Source organism: Actinomadura formosensis NBRC 14204 (assembly GCF_001552155.1).
GTDB classification, from domain to species: Bacteria; Actinomycetota; Actinomycetes; order Streptosporangiales; family Streptosporangiaceae; genus Spirillospora; species Spirillospora formosensis.
Genome location: NZ_BCQQ01000057.1, coordinates 13,826 through 34,009 on the forward strand (window position 1 = coordinate 13,826; position 20,184 = coordinate 34,009).

Below are 20,184 nucleotides of genomic sequence, written 5' to 3' on the forward strand. Positions count from 1 at the left end.
CCGGGGTACACGACCCTGCCACGAGGCCAGGAGCCGCGAGCGGGGGCATCCCGGCTGCGCAGCGCGAAGGCCGCCCGCCTCACCGGCATTCCTCCCGGGGAGCCTGGGAGCAGCCGCGCGGGCTACGGGGTGCGGCGTAGCCGGCGTTCTTGGGAGAGGTTGATGACGCCTGGGGGCGGACGGCGATGGCGGTGGAGGCGGAAACGCAGCCGGGTGCGGCGCCAGGCGAAGGCCAGGGACAAGGTCAGGACCACGCCCGCCAGTGCGCCGCCCGTCGCCGTGGTGGCGTCGCGCAGGACCATCCGAGGCTGCGCCGGCCCTGCGGCGGGCCGGCTCTGGGACGGTGCAGGGCGTGGCCAGCGCGGGAGAAGTCGTACCTGGCGTTGGACGAGAGTGAGCGGGTCCAGGTAAAGGGCGCCGCGGCGCAGACCCCAGTGCAGGCAGGGCACGGGGCAGTGGAGCAGGACGCCCTCCACAATGCCGATTCGGGTGCCGGACGCGACCCGACGGCCAACGTGAACGCTCGGCCGCACGGGCAGGTACGTCGTGCGCAGCACGCCGTGGTCGATCGCGACGACGCCTCGTCCGGCCAGATGGTCGGCGTAGGAGACGCGGCCCGGTCCGGCGGCGTAGACGGCTTGGCCGGGGTGTGCCGCCAGGTCCACGCCGCGGTGGCCGGGACCCCAGGGGGAGGACGGCGGTGAGAAGGCCCGGACGATCCGCGGTGCGGGCGGGCCCAACGGCCATCGCCAGGCGTCCAGACCCGGTGGGCCGGCCGTGATCAGGCAGGTGAGCAGCAGTGTGAGCAGCGTCATGAACCGCAGCCTGCCGAGGCCGCGGCGGCGCGTCGACAGGGTCGGCCAACTGTGGATAACCGCGGAGGCCGAGGAGACCCGGCCGCGTCGGCGCCCTGATAATCTGTAGGGGTGCCTGGAAGGGCACCGGCCAGGGCCAGGCCGTCATCGACCCACCGAGTGCGGGGAGAAGAGAAGCCGCTCCCAGAACGGACAGGCTCAGACCCGGCAACGGGCCAGCCGCCTGGGTTTTCCCACGGCGGCTGATTTCACGCGTCCGCATGCCACCGCAGACCTGGTGGGGCGCAGTCCCTTGGTCCGTCGCCTCGGCGGCGGTGGGACGGCACCCGGGCGCAGGCAGACAACCAAATGCGGCCCGGCAGGGCCAGAGAAGGAGAACACGGGCAATGGCACCCGTCGTCACCATGCGGCAGCTCCTTGAGAGCGGCGTCCACTTCGGCCACCAGACCCGCCGGTGGAACCCGAAGATGAAGCGCTTCATCCTCACCGAGCGCAACGGCATCTACATCATCGACCTGCAGCAGTCGCTGTCCTACATCGACCGCGCGTTCGAGTTCGTCAGGGCCACGGTGGCCCACGGCGGCACGATCCTGTTCGTCGGCACCAAGAAGCAGGCCCAGGAGTCCATCGCCGAGCAGGCCACCCGGGTCGGCATGCCCTACGTCAACCAGCGCTGGCTGGGCGGCATGCTCACCAACTTCTCCACCGTCCACAAGCGGCTGACCCGGCTCAAGGAGCTGGAGGAGATCAACTACGACGACGTGGCCGGCTCCGGCATGACCAAGAAGGAGCTGCTCGGCCTGCGCCGTGAGAAGGACAAGCTGGAGCGCACCCTCGGCGGTATCCGCGACATGGCGAAGGTGCCGAGCGCCATCTGGATCGTGGACACCAAGAAGGAGCACATCGCGGTCAACGAGGCCAAGAAGCTCGGCATCCCGGTCGTGGCGATCCTCGACACCAACTGCGACCCCGACGAGGTCGACTACCCGGTCCCGGGCAACGACGACGCCATCCGCAGCGTCAGCCTGCTGACCCGCGTGGTGGCCGACTCCGTCGCCGACGGCCTCCTCGCCCGCGCGGGCGCCGCGACCGGCGGGGACGAGAAGCCGGCCGAGGGCGCCGCGGCGGCGGGCTCCGCCGAGCCGCTGGCCGAGTGGGAGCGCGACCTGCTGGAGAACAAGCCGGCCGAGGCTCCGGCCGAGGCGCCCGCCGAGGCTCCGGCGGACGCCGCCGCGAGCACCGAGGCTCCGGCGGACGCCGCCGCGAGCACCGAGGCCGCCCAGTCCGAGCAGGCGCAGGCCGCTCAGCCCGAGCAGGCGCAGCCCGCCGAGGCCGAGCAGGCTTGATCCCGCGGTCCCGGCGGCCCCGCGGGCGCCGCCGGGACCGTCGCGGGTCCCACGACCAACGACGAGAGAAGCGAAGAGAGCGATGGCCAACTTCACCGCCGCTGACGTCAAGCGGCTCCGCGACCTGACCGGCTCCGGCATGATGGCCGTGAAGAACGCCCTCACCGAGGCGGACGGCGACTTCGAGAAGGCGACGGAACTGCTGCGCCTCAAGGGCGCCAAGGACGTCGGCAAGCGCGCCGAGCGCACCGCCGCCAACGGGCTGGTCGCCGAGTACTTTGCCAACTCCGGGGACGGGGCGCTCCTGGAGCTCAACTGCGAGACCGACTTCGTCGCCAAGAACGCGCAGTTCATCGAGCTGGCCCAGCGTCTTGTCGAGTTCGCCGCCGGCAGCGGCGCCGCCGACGCCGAGGCCCTGCTGAAGGCCGAGATCGAGCCCGGCAAGACCGTCCAGGCCCTGATCGAGGAGAACAGCGCCAAGATCGGCGAGAAGCTGGAGCTGCGCCGCTTCGCCCACTTCCAGGGCGCCTTCGTGGCCAGCTACCTGCACAAGTCCGACCCGTCCCTGCCGCCGACCACCGGCGTGCTGGTCGAGCTGGACACCGAGAACGCCGAGGTGGCCAAGGACGTCGCGCAGCAGATCGCCGCGATGGCGCCGAAGTACCTCGCCCGCGAGGAGATCCCCGCCGAGGCGATCGAGAAGGAGCGGGCGCTCGCCGAGCAGCTCACCCGCGACGAGGGCAAGCCCGAGCAGGCCATTCCCAAGATCGTCGAGGGCCGGGTGAACGCCTACTTCCGCGACTTCGTGCTCCTGGAGCAGGCGTTCGTGAAGGACGGCAAGAAGACGGTCGCCAAGGTCCTCGACGAGGCCGGGGTGAAGGTCGTCCGCTTCGCCCGGTTCAAGGTCGGGCAGGCATAAGGGCACTCTGGAGACAGGTACCCGAGACATCGCAACGCAACGAGGAGGCCGCCGACGTGCAGGACAAGACGACCACCAGCGCGACGGCGGCCTCGTCGTCCGACCGGGCCCCATCCATTCGGAGCGCCTCCGGCCAGCACGCGCCGCGGGCCGGCTGGAAGCGGGTGCTGCTGAAGCTGTCGGGCGAGGCGTTCGCCGGACGTGACCCGCTCGGCATCGACCCCGAGGTCGTGCAGCACGTCGCCGAGGCCATCGCCGAAGCCGTCCGGGACGGCGTGCAGGTGGCGGTCGTGTGCGGCGGCGGCAACATGTTCCGCGGCGCCGTCATGGCCGAACGCGGCATGGACCGGGGCCGCGCCGACTACATGGGGATGATCGGTACCGTCATCAACTGCCTGGCCCTCCAGGACTTCCTGGAGAAGCTCGGGCTGGACACGCGCGTGCAGACCGCCATCACCATGAGCCAGGTGGCGGAGCCGTACATCCCGCGGCGCGCCATGCGGCACCTGGAGAAGGGCCGCGTGGTCATCTTCGGCGCCGGACTCGGCCAGCCGTTCTTCTCCACCGACACCACCGCCGCGCAGCGCGCGCTGGAGATCGGGGCAGAGGCGGTACTGAAGGCAACCCAGGTGGACGGCGTGTACGACGCCGATCCACGAAAGAATCCAGAGGCGGTCAAGTTCGACCGTTTGGAATACGGTGAAGTTCTACAGCGGGGCCTGAAGGTCATGGACGCCACGGCCATCAGTCTCTGCATGGACAACGCGCTCCCCATCGTGGTCTTCGACCTCATGGGGCAGGGCAACATCGTCCGGGCCGTCCGGGGTGAGAAGATCGGCACGCTGGTCAGCCCGGCACAGGGCTGACCGCAGCCCGCGGCGGCGCCGTCCGTGCCGCCCGACCGCAGGACCAGGGCCGACCAGATGACATGGGAGTCGCAGTGATCGACGAGACCCTCCTCGAAGCCGAGGAGAAGATGGAGAAGGCGGTCGCGGTCGCCAAGGAGGACTTCCAGGCCATCCGCACCGGGCGGGTCACCCCCGCGATGTTCAACAAGATCACCGCCGAGTACTACGGGACGCCGACGCCGGTCAACCAGCTCGCGTCGTTCACGCTCCCGGAGCCGCGGATGGTCATCGTCCAGGTCTTCGACAAGTCGTCCATGCAGGCGGTGGAGAAGGCGATCCGCGACAGCGACCTCGGCGTGAACCCCACCAACGACGGCAATGTCATCCGGGTCGTGTTCCCCGAGCTGTCGGAGGAGCGCCGCCGCGAGTTCATCAAGGTCGCCGGGACGAAGGCCGAGGAGAGCCGGGTCTCCATCCGCAACATCCGCCGGCGCGCCAAGGACACCCTCGACAAGCTCGCCAAGGACGGCGAGGCCGGCGAGGACGAGGTGCGGCGTGCCGAGAAGGATCTCGACGACATGACGCACCGTTACGTGGCGCAGGTCGACGAACTGCTCGAGCACAAGAAGGCCGAACTGCTCGAGGTTTGATGGAACTCGACGATGCCGGGGGGCCTTCGGGTTCCCCGGATGAGCCGGAGGTCGACATGGCCGGCCCACCCCCCGGAGAAGCACTGGACTCGCCCTCCGAGCAGGACGGCTCCGCGAAGAACGTCCCCCCTGCGGACGTGCCGCCCTCCGGTGCCACCGCCGCGTTCCCTTCTGGGACGTCGAATACGACGCATTCCGACGCGTCCCCTGAAGGCCCCTCTGGGGAGGCCGAAGGGAAACGTGAGAGCAAGACCGGCCGTAACCTGCCGCTGGCCATCGGCGTGGGCGTCGCCCTGGGCGCGCTGGTCCTGGTGTCGCTCTACACAGTCAAGGAGATCTTCCTTGGCGTGATGGTCGTGTTCCTCTTCCTCGGTATGCGCGAGATCACCGAGGCGTTCAAGAGCCGCGACATCCACGTCCCGTTCATTCCGGTCGCGGCGGGCATGGTCGGCACACCCATCGCCGCCTACATATGGGGGCCCACCGCCACGGTGGCGGCGGTGTCCCTGACCGTGCTGGCGCTGTTGATGACGCGCATGACCGAGGGCGCCGCCGGATACGTGCGGGATGTCGCCGCAGGGTCGTTCATAGCGGGCTACCTGGTGCTCATGGGCGGGATCGTCGCGCTGCTCATGCGCCCGGACGACGGCGACCACCGCATCGTCATCTTCATCGCCACGACCGTCGCGAGCGACATCGGCGGTTATTTCGCCGGGTCCTTCTTGGGCAGGCACAAGCTGGCGCCCACGATCAGCCCCAAGAAGACATGGGAGGGCGTCACCGGCTCGGCCATCACGTGCATGGCCGTCGGTGGCTGGCTGGTGTGGTGGCTCCTGGACGGCGGGCACGTCTGGCAAGGTGTGCTCATCGGGCTCGCCGCCGTGGTCACCGCGACCGCCGGCGACCTCGTCGAGTCGATGGTCAAGCGTGACCTCGGCATCAAGGACATGGGAACACTCCTTCCGGGCCACGGCGGGGTGATGGACCGCCTCGACTCCCTGATCGCGACGGCCCCCGTCGTGTGGCTTCTTCTGGAACTGTTCCTTCCGAGCTGAGACGCCGCCAGGGCGCGTTTCGAGGACAGGTCAGCCAGAGCGCTCCTGGGAAATGACCCAGGAGCGGCCCTGCTGGGCAAGACGCCGGATGAGCGCGTCCGATCCCTCGCTCTTGGCGTAGCGGTGATCCTCACCGGTGATGGGCACGAGCCACAGCCATCGGACGGCGTCGCCGTTGAGTGTCAGCCCGGTCAGCGCGGGCGCTTCAGGGCCTGCCAGACGGCTCGGGTCGTCCAGGAGCAGTACGCCTTCCCAGGACGACTCGCCGCCGCCCAGGGGGAACGTGCGGGCCTCGTGGTACCACTTGACGACGTCTCCAGGCGCGAACCATGTCACCGACCGCCATGGGTACTGCGCCAGCCAGGGAAAGATGCTGCCGGCCTTCTGGCTGGGGAGTGTGCTGGCGACGGCGAGTTCTATCCGTCCGTATGGGGCGACGTCGTCTTCGTACAGTTCGACCGTGGGCATACGTTGGCGGCTCATCCCGACCGTGCTCAACACGGTGAAGTCACGATCGCCTCTCGCGGGACGTTCTGACACGCCTACAGTCGGGGCCACCCCGGTTCTGCCGCTCGCCAGTTGCCGTCCAACGTCGTGCCAGTAGTGGCCACTTGGTCCGAGCCTTTGCAGCAGATGGCCGAGCACCGACTGCTGGAACTCAGCCCAGGAACCGTCGGCGTGGCACCGCTTCCAGTGCTCACGCGCCTGGTCGATGCGTGGCCCGAAGTCCTTGATCTCCTCGTCCAGGGGGAACGCGAACGGGCTCTGCCGTGTGGCGTCGCGGGCGTATCCGGGGATGCCGCGTCCCATGTCCGACCAGCCGGGGATCACGAACAGGGGATCGCCCGCCTCCAGGACGGCGACACCGTCGCCTTCCTCGAACCACACCACTTCCAGGGCCTCGGCGTCCAGCGCGGCGCGTCCCGGCGGATGGTGCACGTGGGACTCCGGCAGGAGGGGCGCACGGCCCGCGTCCAGCCGGGACTGGTCCAGCTCCGGCGGGGCCTTGCGGTGGTTGGCGACCCACGTTGCCCCGACCACCGAGTCCCGTGCGTCCTTCAGGTAGGCCACGGTGACGTCGCCGTCGGTCTCGACGATGAGCCGCCGACTGCCGTACGGGCTCGCCGCGGCGTGAACGACCTTGGCCGCGGACCCTCGGGGCGAGGCGTCGCCCCTACGCAATACCGCCATGATCGAGACCTTAGTCGCAGACAAGGTCATGTGCAGGAATGTCGCCCTACACGTCGTTCGCGGACGGACGAGGCACCGGCCGGTGTTTGCGACACTGGAAGGACCATGTCTACGACCCCGCCCGACACCAGCGGCACCGCGCCCGCGAAGACCCCGGCGAAACTCGTCTTCGCCGCCCCGAGGCGCGCCAGGCCGCCGAGGCACCTGGCCGACCTCACCACGGCCGAGCGCCGGGAGGCGGTCGCCGAGCTGGGGGAGAAGCCGTTCCGCGCCGACCAGCTGTCCCGGCACTACTTCGCCCGTCTTGTCGACGACCCCGGCAAGATGACCGATCTGCCGGCCGCCGTCCGCGAACGCCTCGTGTCCGAGCTGCTGCCCTCGCTGCTGACGCCCGTGCGCGAACTCGACTGTGACGGCGGGACGACGCTGAAGACCGTCTGGAAGGCGTTCGACGGCGTCCTGTTCGAATCCGTGCTCATGCGCTACCCGGACCGGGCCACGATGTGCGTCTCATCCCAGGCGGGGTGCGGCATGAACTGCCCCTTCTGCGCGACGGGGCAGGCGGGGCTCACCCGTAACCTTTCCACGGCCGAGATCGTCGAGCAGGTCGCCGCGGGCGCGCGCGCACTCGCGCGTGGGCGCATCCCGGGTGGGCCGGGACGCGTCTCGAACATTGTCTTCATGGGCATGGGTGAACCCCTGGCCAACTACAAGGCCGTGATAGGCGCGGTGCGTCGTATCACTGATCCGGCGCCTGCCGGGTTGGGCATCTCCCAGCGGTCGGTCACGGTCTCCACGGTCGGGCTCGTCCCCGCGATCGAGAAGCTCGCCGCTGAGGACATGTCCGTCCGGCTGGCGGTGTCCCTGCACGCGCCCGACGACGAGCTACGGGACGATCTGGTGCCCATCAACAACCGGTGGAAGGTGTCCGAAGTCCTGGACGCGGCGTGGGCCTACGCGGATCGCAGTGGCCGCCGTGTCTCGATCGAATACGCCCTCATCAAGGACATCAACGACCAGGCATGGCGGGCCGATCTTCTCGGCAGGCTCTTGCGCGGGCATCTCGTACACGTCAATCTGATCCCGTTGAATCCGACACCGGGTTCCAAGTGGACCGCCTCCCGGCCCGAGGACGAGCGCGAGTTCGTCCGGCGCCTGGAGGCCCACGGGGTCCCGGTCACGGTGCGCGACACCCGGGGCAGGGAGATCGACGGGGCCTGCGGCCAGCTGGCCGCGTCGACCAGGGACTGAGCGCGCCGCGGACGTGTCCCCGGCGTCCCGCGGGCGCGGGACGCCGCTGAGGAGCACGGTACGGGTGAGGACGAGCGCGCGGTTGCCGGTGGCCTTGCGCGGCTACGACCGGAACCAGGTCGACGCCCTGCTGAAGCGGATCTCGCAGGCGCTGGACGGCGGGCCGCCGGTCTCCGCGGACGAGGTGCGCGCGGCCCGTTTCGACGTCGTCCTGCGCGGCTACGACAACCGCGCGGTGGACGAACTGCTGCGCGAGTGCATCAGGGAACTTTGGGCCAGGGCGCCGATCAGGGAACGTCCCGGACGGCCCCGCGCGCACCCGGCGTGGCTGATCACCTGGATCCAGAACGCCCGGTTCTCCGGGGCCGGCCTGCGCCCCGGCTACGACGTGCGGGACGTGGACGCGTTCCTGGACCGGGTGATCGCCGGCCTGCGCGGCGCGGCCCCGCCCGTGACGGCCCGGGATGTTCGGGAAAGCGCCTTCCGCGTCGTCCGGCTGGGGCCCGGCTACGACGAGCAGGAGGTCGACCGGTTCCTGGTGCAGCTCGCGAGCGCCCTGGAGCACTGACCGGAGTTATCCACAATTTCGGCCGCGGCTGCGTGTGGCCGCCGCGCGAGGTCACGCTACGCGCATGGACAACTTCGTGGCACAGCGGCAGCGGCTCCGCGCCCTGTTCGACGTCTTCCTCACGCCCGAGCTCTCGGCGGTCCTGCTGCCCCTGGCCAGGCCCGCGTTGCGGCCCGGCGCCGGGGACGGGGTCCACGTCCGCCTCGGCGGTACGCCCCTCCTGCCGCCGGGCGAACCCTGGCCCACGTGGGAGGGCCGCTCCCTGGCCTTCCTCGGCGCGATCGACTTCACCGGGCTCGCCCGCTTCGGCGGGATCCCCGGTCTGCCGTCGTCCGGCAATGCCGCCTTCTACTACACCGACGAGATCCCGCGGCCCTGGGGCGACAAGGCCGCACAGCGGAACGGCTGGCGCGTCCTCACCGGCGACCTCCGCGAAACGAGCCCGCCGCCGGGCGCGGCCATCTACCCCCAGGCCGCGCTGAGTGCCACTCCGTTCCTCTCCCTGCCCTCGCCCCAAGAGGCCGTGGTGCGGCGCATGGACACCATCTACAGCGGCCTCCTGCCCGTCTACGAGCAACTGCACGCAGCCTGGACGCGCCACACGTGGCCGGACGACATGCCGGTCCACCAACTGGGCGGATGGCCGACCCTGATCCAGCGTCCGATCGGCCCTGACTGCCTGTACGCGTCAACGGGCCGCACCCTGGACTCCGTCAAGCCGCCATCCCTCACCCCCGAGGAGCAGCGCGCCGTGGAGGAGTGGCGCCTCCTCCTCCAACTCGACTCCGACGACCGCCTCGGCTGGTACTGGGGCGACCCGGGCCGCGTGTACTTCTGCAACCGCCAGGACGACCCCTTGGAACGAGCATGGCTGACCCTGCAAGCCGCCTGATTCTGCAAGCCGCCTGACCGCGCGCCACACCCGCCGCGGTGAGGTCAGGGGCGGCGGTGGGCGGTGGCGACGTAGGCGGCGCCGACGACGGCGGACCAGAGGAGGAGGTGGAGCGCTATCGCGGGGAAGCGGGAGGTGAAGGCCGCCGGGCCGTGGTGGGCCGCACGCAGCCAATCGATCATCGGGACGGAGAGCCAGGCGAGGCGTCCGATGCCGAGGAGAAGAAGCGCGGTGGCCCCGCCGAGGAGAACGAGCAGGGACACGCCCGGATCGGGGATGAGCGCCCGGCTCGTCCAGGCGCCGAGCAGGGTGCCGGGAACGGCGACGAGAGCGTTCAGGGCACAGCCGGCCAGGATCGCTGATCCGGGGCACTCCAACCGGACGGCCTGAAGGAGGGGAACGAGCAATGCGACGGCGCCCAGGGAGAGGTTCGTTCCGTACGCCGCGAGCAGCCCCGCCCAGATGGGAGTGGAACGGTGGCGGACGGCGGTGGCCGTCAGTGCGCGCTGCTCGTCGGGCTGGGTGTCGAGCAGGGCGCGCGCCGCCCAGGCCCACACCGGGAACATGAACGCGGCCGTGTCCGCGAACGTCCGGGCGGCGAGGTCGGCCGCATGCGGTCCGCTCGGCCCCTGCACGAGGAACAGCGCCACGAACAGCGCCACGATGATCAGCGGCTGCAGGACGCGCAGCGAACCGGCGTAGCCGGCGACCTGAAATCGGACGAGCGCGATCATCGCTTGGGCCTCCGTACCCGGTAGCCGTCCGCGCGGAGCTTGGTCTCCACGGTGTCGGCATGGTCCTCGGGTACCTCGACCTCCAGGACGGTCCAGTCCGTGGCCGCACCGGACGGGAGCCGGGTGACCGTCGCCTCGGCCACACGCAGCCGGTCGACGTCCGGGAGAGCCTCGATGCACCGCTGGTGGTCGCTGACGACCACGGTCGCGCCGTCGCCTGCGAGGTCGGAGATCAGCCCGGGGAGGGCGCCGCGCGTGGCCGCGTCCAGACCTGCGAACGGCTCGTCCAGGACCAGGAGTTCCGGGTCGCCCATGAGGGCCTGCGCGAGCCCGATCTTCTGGGCGCTGCCCTTCGACAACTCGGGGAGCCGCACGTCGAGAAGGTGATCGAAGCCGAGCCGCTCCGCCCATGTGCCGGCCGCGTCCGCCGGCACGCGGCGCATCGCGGCCATGTGCCGCAGATACCCGCGGACGCTGAACGGCTGGTCCACGGGGAAACGCTCAGGCGCGTACCCCACCCGTGCCGGCCGGTCTTTGACGACGCCCGCACGAGGTTTCCGTAAACCTGCGACCATGCGCAGCAAGGTGGACTTCCCGGCGCCGTTACGCCCGGTCACCTCGGTCACGCTGCCGGGATCGAGGGACAGCGTGACGTCCTTGAGCACCCAGGGGTCCGACCGGCGATAACGAAAGGCGACACTCTCAAGCCGCATGAGAACCGCACGATAAGCCCCCGCCCGTAAGGGCGGCGTTAATCGCACTCGCCCCCACCCGCGAGCGTGTGGCGGCCCGCAGGTTTCCTCGGCGGGGGGCCGGTGAACGGCAGGTGGGACGCGAGCGATCCGGCCATCGCCTTGCTGATCTTGGCTGCGGACCGCGATCGACGCCACCGAGCCGGCAAGGCGGCCGCCTCCCTGCTCACCGCCGCTTGACACAGAGAGGTGCCGGAACCCGTACGTCCCCTCAGCGGTGTGCGGGGGCTGCGGGACTGTGCGGGGGCGGGAGAATGAGGGGATGGGTGAGCCGGCGGGCAAGGGCTGCGTATTCTGCGAGATCGTTGCGGGGGAGCGGGCGGCGCATGTCGTGCTGGACGCGCCGGACGCGGTGGCGTTCCTGGATGCGCGGCCGCTGTTCAAGGGCCATACGTTGCTGGTTCCGCGGACGCACTACGAGACGCTGGGCGATCTGCCCGGGGACTTTCTCGGCCCGTTCTTCGGGCACGCCCAGCGGCTCGCGGGGGCGATGGAGTCGGTGCTCGGCGCGGCGGGATCGTTCGTGGCCATGAACAACCGGATCAGCCAGAGCGTCCCGCATCTGCATGTGCACGTGGTGCCGCGCAATCGGAAGGACGGGCTCCGGGGTTTCTTCTGGCCGCGGCACAAGTACGACTCCGACGGGGAGGCGGCCGGGTATGCGGCGCGCCTGTCCGAAGCGGTCGCCGGCCGTTCATGACCCCACCGGGTGCCCGGGGTGTGTCCGCGGCCGTTGCTCATGGCCGGCGAGGACGAGGCCGGGAAGGTGGAGGCCGCTCTCTTCACGCAGTTCGCGGACGGCCGCTTCGAGGGGTGTTTCGCCCGGTTCGATGCGGCCCTCTGGTAGCTCCCACTGGTGGCGGTGGCGGTGGCGGTCGAAGACCAGGAGCAGGTGGTGATCGTGCCAGACGGCGGCGAGGGCCGCGGGCATCGGCGCGTCGAGCGGTGCGGCGGGGGTGTGCGTGGCCGCCGGGAAGCCGAGAAGCGCGTTGCCCTCGTCGTCCTCCGCCAGGGCTTCGCCCATGGACCGGTCCTCCGGTTGCGCGGTGGTGTCCTCCCGCCGAGCCCGCCCGAAGCCACGGGGTGTCCGCGCACCCAATCAGGGTGGCCGGTTCGGATGCCCGTGGTCGGGCGCGCTCGGTGGGAGGCGGGGGATGCTCGGGAGCGTTGGTGGCGGGGCGGGAGACTCCTCGGCCGGTGCGGCGCTCAGGTCAGTGCTATCAGGAGAGCCACGTAGGGAGGTGTCGGGTCGACGTCGGCGGGGGGCGCTTGGCAGGTGGCGTGTTCGTGGAGGTCGCGTTCGGCTCGGTCCAGGGCGGCGGAGAGGACGTAGTCGGTGATCGTCCAGCCGATCAGCTCGGCCGCCTTGCGGATTGCGTGGAACTGGTCCGCGGAGGTGCAGAAGGCGATGTGGTCATCGGTGGCGGGAAGGTCCTGGCGGACCGACTCTGGCATGGCCGGTCTCCTTCCTTGCGGCTCTTAAAAGTACGCCGCGAGGTGTTGCCTGGACATCCCCATTGAGAACGAGAATCGTCGGGTGTGCGGAGGAGTCAGCGGGTCCCCCAGGAGTAGGTCTGTTTGCGCAGCTTGAGGTAGACGAACCCTTCCGTGGAGACGACCCCGGGCACGGCGCGGATACGGCCGAGAAGTTCCAGCAGACGTGCGTCGTCCTCGCAGACCAGCTCGACGAGGATGTCGAACGAGCCGGCCGTGATGACGACGTAGTCGATCTCGGGGAGGCCGGCGAGCTCGTCGGCGATCCTCTCCAGGTCGCCCTCGCACTTGACCCCGATCATCATCTGCCGGAAGAAACCGAGCATGAGCGGGTCGGTGACGCCGACGATCTGCATGACGCCGGCGTCGAGGAGCTTCTGGACGCGCTGGCGGACGGCGGCCTCCGACAGGCCGACGGCCTTGCCGATGGCAGCGTAGGAGCGGCGGCCGTCCTGCTGGAGCTGCTCGATGATGTGCTTCGCGGTCTCGTCGAGCTGGACGCGGGATGCGCGTTCCATGGGCGGTCTCCTAGTTGCGGCATCGAGAGTGGGAGGCGTCTGGACCAAGCGAATCAGTCGTGAAACTGGATCGTAACAACGGAATCACTTGTGTTGGGCTGAATCCTCTGTCAGGGTCGGGCCAACAGGACACAACGGGCGACGTTGCCCAGGAGGGACCTGAGGATGAGCGGCGAGCGGCTGCGCAACTTTATCGGCGGCGAGTACGTGGACGCCAAGGACGGGCGGACGCTGGAGGTGGTCGACCCGAGCACCGGCGAGGCGTACGCGGAGGCGCCCGTGTCCGGCGCCGAGGACGTCGATGCCGCGTTCCGCGCGGCGGCCGACGCGTTCCCCGCTTGGCGCGACGCCACGCCGGGTGAGCGCAGCCTGGCGATGCTGCGGTTCGCGGACGCGGTCGAGGCACGGGCCGAGGACCTGGTGAAGGCCGAGGTCCGCGACACCGGCAAGCCGGTCCAGCTGACCCTGGACGAGGAGGTGCCGCCGATGGTGGACAACCTCCGCTTCTTCGCCGGGGCCTCCCGCGTGCTGGAGGGCAAGGCGACCGGCGAGTACATGGCGGACCACACCTCCTCGATCCGGCGGGAGCCGATCGGGGTGTGTGCGCAGGTGACGCCCTGGAACTACCCGATGATGATGGCGGTCTGGAAGTTCGGGCCGGCGCTGGCGGCGGGCAACACCGTCGTGCTCAAGCCGTCGGAGACGACGCCGGCGAGCACGCTCATGCTGGCGGAGATCGCGGCCGAGGTCCTGCCGCCGGGCGTCTTCAACGTGGTCTGCGGCGACCGCGACACCGGACGCGCGCTGGTGGAGCACCCCACGCCGCAGATGGTGTCGATCACCGGCAGCGTCCGGGCCGGCATGGAGGTCGCCGCGGCGGCGGCCAGGGATCTCAAGCGCGTGCACCTGGAGCTCGGCGGCAAGGCGCCCGTCATCGTCTTCGACGACGCGGACGTCGAGGCGGCGGCGACGGGCATCGCCGAGGCCGGCTACTTCAACGCGGGGCAGGACTGCACCGCCGCCACGCGCGTCCTGGTCGCCGAGCGGCTGCGGGGCGAGTTCACCGAGGCGCTCGTGGAGGCCGCCAAGGGCACCGCCGTCGGGCCGCCGAGCGACGCGGACGCCTTCTACGGGCCGGTGAACAACGAGAACCAGCTCGCGCGCGTCCAGGGGTTCATCGACCGGGCGCCCGGCCACGCGAAGGTCCTGACCGGTGGCGAACGGGTCGGGGACCGCGGCTACTTCTTCGCGCCCACCGTCGTCGGCGGCCTGAAGCAGGACGACGAGATGGTGCAGAACGAGGTGTTCGGGCCGGTCATCACCGTGCAGAGCTTCTCGGACGAGCAGCAGGCCATCGCGTGGGCCAACGGCGTCAAGTACGGCCTCGCCGCGAGCGTGTGGACGCAGAACCACGGCCGCGCCATGCGGATGAGCAAGGCACTGGACTTCGGCGCCGTGTGGGTCAACACCCACATACCCTTCGTGTCCGAAATGCCGCACGGCGGCTTCAAGCACTCCGGCTACGGCAAGGACATGTCGATGTACGGCATCGAGGACTACACCCGCATCAAGCACGTCATGCACTACATCGGCGGCTGACCACCGCCGCCCGAGCCCGTGAAGGAAGACCCGCCATGACCGAGACCCAGCAGGCCCCGGCGCGCGACGACCCGGGTCGCGCAGTTCCCGCCATCGAGCTCACGGGAGTGGAGAAGGCGTATTACGCCCATGGCGAGACCGTGGCCGCGGTCCGCGGTGTCGACCTGGAGATCGGGCAGGGGGAGTTCTTCTCCCTGCTCGGCCCGTCCGGCTGCGGCAAGACGACGACCATGCGCATGATCGCCGGCTTCGAGGAGCCGACGGCGGGCGCCGTCCACTTGCACGGCCAGGACGTCACGGGTGTGTCACCCAACCGGCGCGACGTGAACATGGTGTTCCAGTCGTACGCGCTGTTCCCGCACATGAGCGTCTTCGAGAACGTCGCGTTCGGCCTGCGCCGGCGCGGCGTTCCGAAGGCGGACATCACGCGGCGGGTGGGGGAGATGCTGGACATCGTCGACTTGGCGGGGCGGGAGCGGCGCCGCCCCGCCGAGTTGTCCGGCGGCCAGCAGCAGCGGGTCGCGCTGGCCCGCGCGCTGGTGAACCGGCCGCGCGCCCTGCTGCTGGACGAGCCGCTGGGGGCGCTGGACCTGAAGCTCCGCCAGGCGATGCAGGTCGAGCTGAAACGCATCCAGCGCGAGGTCGGCATCACGTTCGTGTACGTGACGCACGACCAGAGCGAGGCCCTGACCATGTCGGACCGCATCGCCGTCATGAACGACGGGCTGATCGAGCAGCTCGGCACGCCGCGGGAGATCTACGAGCATCCCGCGTCCCGGTTCGTGGCCGGGTTCATCGGGACGTCCAACCTGCTCGACGGCGAGGTCGCCGAGATGGGGCAGGGCACCGCGGTGATCTCCTACGGGCCGGATGGGCGGATCGAGGTCCCGGTGCGCGACGGGGTGAAGGTCGCGGCGGGGCAGCGGCTGGAGCTGACCATCCGCCCGGAGAAGATCGACATCGGGCTGGACAAGCCGGCCGACGGGCTGTGCGCCGTCCGCGGCACCGTGACCGAGGTCGTCTACCTCGGGACGTCGACGAGCTACAACATCACCACCCACACCGGCGCCGATGTCGTGGTCTTCCTGCAGAACGCCACGTCCGCCGATGACATCGCCACCCGCGGCGACAGTGTCTGGCTGTCGTGGGAGCCGCGTCACTCTTACGCCATAGGAGCCCCCCAGTGAGCAGCATCGACCCCGCTTTCCTGCGCGGCCTCACCCGCCCCCGCCTGGCACGTTCCAGTTATGCCCGCAGGGACGTCCTCCGGATGATGGGCGCGGCCGGTGCGGGACTCGCCCTGTCGGCCTGCGGCGTGCAGGGGCAGGGCGGCAAGGAGAAGGTCAGCCAGAGCGACGTCCAGAAATACTGGGCGGGCAAGACGAGGAACGGCCGGCTCAACTGGGCGAACTGGCCGGGCTACATGCAGGACGACCGCGAGACGATCAAGGCGTTCGAGAAGGAGACCGGCATCAGGGTGACCTACAAGGAGGTCATCCAGGAGATGGCGCCGTGGTTCGGCAAGATCCAGGCGCCGCTGGCGGCGGGCCAGTCCATCGGCTTCGACCTGATGATCATGACGAACGGCATCCAGTTGGAGCAGTGCCGCCAGCTCGGCTACCTGGCGCCGCTCGACCTGTCGAAGCTGAGGAACTTCCAGGCGAACGCGGGCGAGGCGTTCAAGAACCCGTCCTACGACCCGGGCAACGCCCACACGATCCCCTACGAGTCGGGCGTGACCGGCATCGCGTACAACACCAAGTACGTCAAGGAGGAGATCACCAGCATCGCCCAGCTCTTCGACCCGAAGTACAAGGGCAAGGTCGGCATGCTGGGCGACTCGCAGGAACTCGGCAACTTCGGGATGTTCCTGCTCGGCATCGACCCGGAGAAGTCGACGAAGGCCGACTGGGAGAAGGCCGCCGAGAAGCTCCGCGAGCAGCGCGACAAGGGCATCGTCCGCAAGTACTACAGCCAGGACTACGTCGATGCCGTCAGCAAGGGCGACGTGTGGCTGACGATGGCGTGGTCCGGTGACGTCTACAGCCTGACGAGCCCGGACGTGAAGTTCGTGGTGCCCAAGGAGGGCGGCACGATCTGGACCGACAACCTGTGCATCCCGAAGACCGCCGAGAACCCGGTGGACGCGCTGACCCTCATGGACTGGCTGTACGTCCCGGAGAACAACGTCCCGCTGACCGAGTTCATCAACTACATGCCGCCGATCCCGTCCACCCAGCGGCTCATCGCGCAGAAGGCGGAGAAGGCCACCGGGTCGCAGAAGAGGGACCTGACCCGGCTGAGCACCAGCCCGCTGATCTTCCCGTCCGAGAGCGACCTGGCCCGGCTGCGGCACTACCGGCGGCTCACCCAGGCCGAGGAGCCCGAGTACCAGAAGATCTTCGAACCCATCGCCAAGGGGTCGTGATGGCGCGCGGACGGGGGCGGCTCGCGCCGTACCTCATGATCCTGCCGAGCGGGCTGTGGATGGCGGTGTTCTTCCTCATCCCGATGGTCTTGATGGTGTCCCTGTCGCTGCAGACGGGCAACCTCATCGAGGGGTTCCGGCAGACGTTCCACTGGCAGAACTACACCGACGGGCTGAACACCTACGGCGACAAGTTCGTCCGGTCGCTCTGGTACGGGCTCCTGGCGACGGTCGCGTGCATCGCGCTCGCCTACCCGGCCGCGTACTGGATCGCGTTCCGCGGCGGACGGCACAAGTCGACGTACCTGTTCCTGCTCCTGCTCCCGTACTTCGTGTCGTTCATCCTGCGGACGGTGTCGTGGAAGCTCGTGCTGACCGACAACGGGCCGATCCTCGGGCCGCTGCGCGGCAGCGGGATCCTGCCGAAGGACTTCCACATCCTCGACACCAGCGTCGCGGTGGTGTCCGGGCTCGCCTACAACTTCCTGCCGTTCATGGTGCTGCCGATCTACGTGGCGCTGGAGCGGATCGACCACCGGGTGGTCGAGGCGGCCTACGACCTGTACGCGAGCCGGCTCCAGGCGTTCACGCGGGTGATCCTGCCGCTGTCGCTGCCCGGTGTGTTCGCCGGCGTGATCATGACGTTCGTGCCGGTGTCGTCGGACTACGTCAACGCCGAGGTCCTCGGCGGACCGCAGAACACCATGATCGGCAACGTGATCCAGACCGAGTACTTCAACAACAGCGCCTACCCGATGGCGTCGGCGCTGTCGTTCTCGCTGATGGCGATCCTGCTCGTCGGCATCTTCGCCTACGCGCGCACCCTCGGCACACAGGACGTTCTGGAGGCGGCGGGACGATGACGACGCTCACCACCACGAAGACCCCGGTACGGGGCCGTCCGGCCCGCCCGAAACGCCGGATCTCCGGCCTGCACGCCTACACGCTCGCGCTGATCGCCTGGCTGATCCTGCCCATCGCGATCATGATCCTGTTCGGGTTCAACGACACCCGCAGCAAGCAGAACTTCGAGTGGCAGGGCTTCACGCTCAAGTGGTACGCCCACCTGTTCGACAAGGGCGACCTCACCACCGCGGTGATCAACTCGCTGACGATCGCGCTGCTCAGCACGCTCATCACCACGATCCTCGGGACGTTCGCGGGCCTCGCGCTCGGCCGGTACCGGTTCCGCGGCAAGGGCTCGACGAACCTCGTGCTGTTCATGGCGATCTCCTGCCCGGAGATCGTGATGGGCGCGTCGCTGCTGTCGATGTTCGTCACGTTCAACCTGCCGCGCGGCTACCTGACGATCCTCGTCGCGCACGTGATGTTCTCCATCGCGTTCGTCGCGGTGACCGTCCGGGCCCGCGTCGTCGGCCTCGACCCGGCGGTGGAGGAGGCGGCGCAGGACCTCGGGGCCGGGCCGTGGACCCGGTTCCGCCTGGTCACCCTGCCGATGATCATGCCGGGTGTGGTCGCGGGCGCGCTGCTGGCGTTCGTGCTGTCCATCGACGACTTCATCATCACCAACTTCACCAGCGGCTCCACCATCACGTTCCCGCTGTGGATCTACGGCTCGACCCGGACGGGAACGCCGCCGCAGGTCAACGTGATGGGAACGCTCATCTTCGCGGTCGGCATCGTGATCGCGGTCGTCTCCGCACGGCGCAACATGCGCGCGCCGCGCTGACGACGTCCGCCGGAGGACGACATGGACGTTCAGAAGGCGCTCGCCGACGCCGAGCCGAAGCCGTACTGGCTGCAGGACCCGGCCCGTCCCGGGGCCGGGTCCCCGCTGGAGGGCGCGCGGGAGTGCGACCTCGCCGTCATCGGCGGCGGGTACAGCGGCCTGTGGGCGGCCCTGCTGGCCAAGGAGCGCGACCCGTCGCTGGATGTGATCGTGTTGGAGGCCGGCCGGATCGGCGGTGCCGCGTCCGGCCGCAACGGCGGGTTCTGCGCCGCCAGCCTCACCCACGGGCTGCAGAACGGCATCGGCCGCTGGCCGGACGACATGCACACGCTCGAACGCCTCGGCTGGGACAATCTCCGCGCCATCGGCGACACGCTCACCCGGTACGGCATCGACGCCGAATGGGAACCCACCGGGGAACTGAGCGTCGCCACCGAGGAATGGCAGGTGCCCGCCCTGGAGGAGGCGGCGGAGACGGCGATCGAGCTCGGCTGGGAGCCCGTGCTGCTCGACCGGGACGCCGTCCGCGCCGAGGTCGACTCGCCGACCTACCTCGCCGGCCTCTGGGACCCGGACGCCACCGCGATGGTGCATCCCGCCAAGCTCGCCTGGGGCCTCGCGGACGCCTGCCGTTCCCTCGGCGTCCGCGTCTTCGAGAACACCGGCATCACGGGCCTGCGCTCCGGGATCCGCGGGCTCCACCTGACCGCGCGCCACGGCGCCGTGGTCACCGCCCGGCGGGTGGTCCTCGGGACGGGCGCGTTCCCGCCGCTGCTGAAGCGCCTGCGCGGCTTCGTCGTCCCCGTGTACGACTACGCGCTCATGACCGAACCGCTCACCGCCGCCCAGCGCGAGGCGATCGGCTGGAAGAACCGACAGGGCATCGGAGACAGCGCCAACCAGTTCCACTACTACCGGCTCACCGCGGACGACCGGATCCTGTGGGGCGGCTACGACGCCATATACCACTACGGCAACGCGATACGTTCCGACCTGGAACAGCGTCCCGCCACGTTCGGCACCCTCGCCCGGCACTTCTACGAAACGTTCCCCCAGCTCGAAGACGTCCGCTTCACCAACGCCTGGGGCGGTGTCATCGACACGTGCAGCCGCTTCTGCGCGTTCTTCGGGACGGCCTACGACGGCAGGCTCGCGTACGCGGCCGGCTACACCGGCCTTGGCGTCGGAGCCACCCGCTTCGGCGCGGACGTCATGCTCGACCTCCTGCACGTCGGCCTCGCACCTGGTGAGGAGACCGAGCGGACCCGGCTGAAGATGGTGCGGACCAAGCCCGTCCCGTTCCCGCCCGAACCGCTCCGGTACGGCGTGATCGAACTGACCCGGCGCGAGATCGCCCGCGCCGACCGCAACGCCGGCCGCCGCGGCCTCTGGCTTCACACCCTCGACCGCCTCGGCCTCGGCTTCGATTCGTGA

General features: G+C 69.8%; 22 protein-coding genes. 15 read left to right on the plus strand and 7 right to left on the minus strand.

Annotated features, from left to right (window positions below; genetic code table 11):
* Positions 1 to 122: 122 nt before the first annotated feature.
* Positions 123 to 815: a murein hydrolase activator EnvC family protein gene (locus tag AF1_RS16620; RefSeq protein WP_084263011.1), complete on the minus strand. Its 693-nt coding sequence runs from the start codon at positions 813 to 815 to the stop codon at positions 123 to 125.
* A 386-nt stretch (positions 816 to 1,201) separates the two neighbouring features.
* On the opposite strand from AF1_RS16620, the gene rpsB reads away from it, so the two are divergent.
* The 5 genes from rpsB to AF1_RS16645 all read left to right on the plus strand — a co-directional run bounded on the left by rpsB (position 1,202) and on the right by AF1_RS16645 (position 5,633).
* Entirely contained in the window at positions 1,202 to 2,161 is a 960-nt protein-coding gene (gene rpsB, locus AF1_RS16625; protein ID WP_067799379.1) for a 30S ribosomal protein S2, read from the plus strand.
* Positions 2,162 to 2,243: 82 nt separating this feature from the next.
* Positions 2,244 to 3,080 (plus strand): translation elongation factor Ts, encoded by an 837-nt coding sequence (gene tsf, locus AF1_RS16630; RefSeq protein WP_067799381.1) that lies wholly within the window; start codon positions 2,244 to 2,246, stop codon positions 3,078 to 3,080.
* Positions 3,081 to 3,196: 116 nt separating this feature from the next.
* Positions 3,197 to 3,946, plus strand: a complete 750-nt coding sequence (gene pyrH, locus AF1_RS16635) for a UMP kinase (protein WP_067799452.1) — start codon at positions 3,197 to 3,199, stop codon at positions 3,944 to 3,946.
* Between the two features lie 74 nt (positions 3,947 to 4,020).
* Positions 4,021 to 4,578 carry a ribosome recycling factor gene (gene frr, locus AF1_RS16640; RefSeq protein ID WP_067799384.1) on the plus strand — a complete coding sequence of 186 codons (558 nt, stop codon included), beginning with the start codon at positions 4,021 to 4,023 and terminating at the stop codon, positions 4,576 to 4,578.
* A gap of 56 nt (positions 4,579 to 4,634) precedes the next feature.
* Entirely contained in the window at positions 4,635 to 5,633 is a 999-nt protein-coding gene (locus tag AF1_RS16645; protein WP_084263015.1) for a phosphatidate cytidylyltransferase, read from the plus strand.
* Between the two features lie 30 nt (positions 5,634 to 5,663).
* Here AF1_RS16645 and AF1_RS16650 read toward each other — a convergent pair whose 3' ends face one another.
* Positions 5,664 to 6,824 (minus strand): suppressor of fused domain protein, encoded by a 1,161-nt coding sequence (locus AF1_RS16650; RefSeq protein WP_067799386.1) that lies wholly within the window; start codon positions 6,822 to 6,824, stop codon positions 5,664 to 5,666.
* 105 nt (positions 6,825 to 6,929) lie between these two features.
* Here AF1_RS16650 and rlmN point away from each other — a divergent pair, with 105 nt between their 5' ends.
* The 3 genes from rlmN (at position 6,930) to AF1_RS16665 (ending at position 9,535) form a co-directional block, all read left to right on the plus strand.
* A complete protein-coding gene (gene rlmN, locus AF1_RS16655; protein WP_067799389.1) occupies positions 6,930 to 8,075 on the plus strand; it encodes a 23S rRNA (adenine(2503)-C(2))-methyltransferase RlmN in 1,146 nt (381 codons plus the stop codon).
* Positions 8,076 to 8,139: 64 nt separating this feature from the next.
* A complete protein-coding gene (locus AF1_RS16660) occupies positions 8,140 to 8,643 on the plus strand; it encodes a DivIVA domain-containing protein (protein WP_165488347.1) in 504 nt (167 codons plus the stop codon).
* A gap of 64 nt (positions 8,644 to 8,707) precedes the next feature.
* The gene (locus AF1_RS16665; protein ID WP_067799393.1) at positions 8,708 to 9,535 is read left to right on the plus strand and encodes a YwqG family protein; all 828 of its coding nucleotides are present in this window, start codon (positions 8,708 to 8,710) and stop codon (positions 9,533 to 9,535) included.
* A gap of 44 nt (positions 9,536 to 9,579) precedes the next feature.
* Here AF1_RS16665 and AF1_RS16670 read toward each other — a convergent pair whose 3' ends face one another.
* The gene (locus AF1_RS16670; protein ID WP_067799394.1) at positions 9,580 to 10,269 is read right to left on the minus strand and encodes a hypothetical protein; all 690 of its coding nucleotides are present in this window, start codon (positions 10,267 to 10,269) and stop codon (positions 9,580 to 9,582) included.
* Complete coding sequence (locus tag AF1_RS16675) at positions 10,266 to 10,982, minus strand: ATP-binding cassette domain-containing protein (RefSeq protein ID WP_067799395.1); 717 nt, start codon at positions 10,980 to 10,982, stop codon at positions 10,266 to 10,268. The genes AF1_RS16670 and AF1_RS16675 overlap by 4 nt, the downstream gene beginning before the upstream one ends.
* Positions 10,983 to 11,283: 301 nt before the next feature.
* Between AF1_RS16675 and AF1_RS16680 the strand changes: the two genes are divergently transcribed.
* Positions 11,284 to 11,721, plus strand: coding sequence for an HIT family protein (locus tag AF1_RS16680; RefSeq protein ID WP_067799397.1), 438 nt, complete (start codon positions 11,284 to 11,286; stop codon positions 11,719 to 11,721).
* On the opposite strand, the gene AF1_RS36820 is transcribed toward AF1_RS16680, so the two are convergent.
* From AF1_RS36820 to AF1_RS16695, 3 genes are all read right to left on the minus strand, one after another.
* Complete coding sequence (locus tag AF1_RS36820) at positions 11,716 to 12,045, minus strand: NUDIX hydrolase (RefSeq protein WP_067799400.1); 330 nt, start codon at positions 12,043 to 12,045, stop codon at positions 11,716 to 11,718. The genes AF1_RS16680 and AF1_RS36820 overlap by 6 nt on opposite strands.
* A 182-nt stretch (positions 12,046 to 12,227) precedes the next feature.
* Positions 12,228 to 12,476 carry a type II toxin -antitoxin system TacA 1-like antitoxin gene (locus AF1_RS16690; RefSeq protein ID WP_067799403.1) on the minus strand — a complete coding sequence of 83 codons (249 nt, stop codon included), beginning with the start codon at positions 12,474 to 12,476 and terminating at the stop codon, positions 12,228 to 12,230.
* A gap of 95 nt (positions 12,477 to 12,571) precedes the next feature.
* Positions 12,572 to 13,033: an Lrp/AsnC family transcriptional regulator gene (locus AF1_RS16695; protein WP_067799410.1), complete on the minus strand. Its 462-nt coding sequence runs from the start codon at positions 13,031 to 13,033 to the stop codon at positions 12,572 to 12,574.
* A gap of 165 nt (positions 13,034 to 13,198) precedes the next feature.
* Here AF1_RS16695 and AF1_RS16700 point away from each other — a divergent pair, with 165 nt between their 5' ends.
* From AF1_RS16700 to AF1_RS16725, 6 genes are read left to right on the plus strand one after another with little or no spacing between them, the layout of a single operon-like run.
* Entirely contained in the window at positions 13,199 to 14,632 is a 1,434-nt protein-coding gene (locus AF1_RS16700; protein WP_067799413.1) for a gamma-aminobutyraldehyde dehydrogenase, read from the plus strand.
* 35 nt (positions 14,633 to 14,667) lie between these two features.
* Positions 14,668 to 15,819, plus strand: coding sequence for an ABC transporter ATP-binding protein (locus AF1_RS16705; RefSeq protein ID WP_067799415.1), 1,152 nt, complete (start codon positions 14,668 to 14,670; stop codon positions 15,817 to 15,819).
* A complete protein-coding gene (locus AF1_RS16710; protein ID WP_067799419.1) occupies positions 15,816 to 17,060 on the plus strand; it encodes a polyamine ABC transporter substrate-binding protein in 1,245 nt (414 codons plus the stop codon). Before AF1_RS16705 ends, AF1_RS16710 begins: the two co-directional genes overlap by 4 nt.
* The gene (locus tag AF1_RS16715; protein ID WP_067799424.1) at positions 17,060 to 17,923 is read left to right on the plus strand and encodes an ABC transporter permease; all 864 of its coding nucleotides are present in this window, start codon (positions 17,060 to 17,062) and stop codon (positions 17,921 to 17,923) included. The genes AF1_RS16710 and AF1_RS16715 overlap by 1 nt, the downstream gene beginning before the upstream one ends.
* Entirely contained in the window at positions 17,920 to 18,750 is an 831-nt protein-coding gene (locus AF1_RS16720) for an ABC transporter permease (protein WP_067799427.1), read from the plus strand. Before AF1_RS16715 ends, AF1_RS16720 begins: the two co-directional genes overlap by 4 nt.
* Before the next feature lie 21 nt (positions 18,751 to 18,771).
* Complete coding sequence (locus AF1_RS16725; protein ID WP_067799429.1) at positions 18,772 to 20,184, plus strand: NAD(P)/FAD-dependent oxidoreductase; 1,413 nt, start codon at positions 18,772 to 18,774, stop codon at positions 20,182 to 20,184.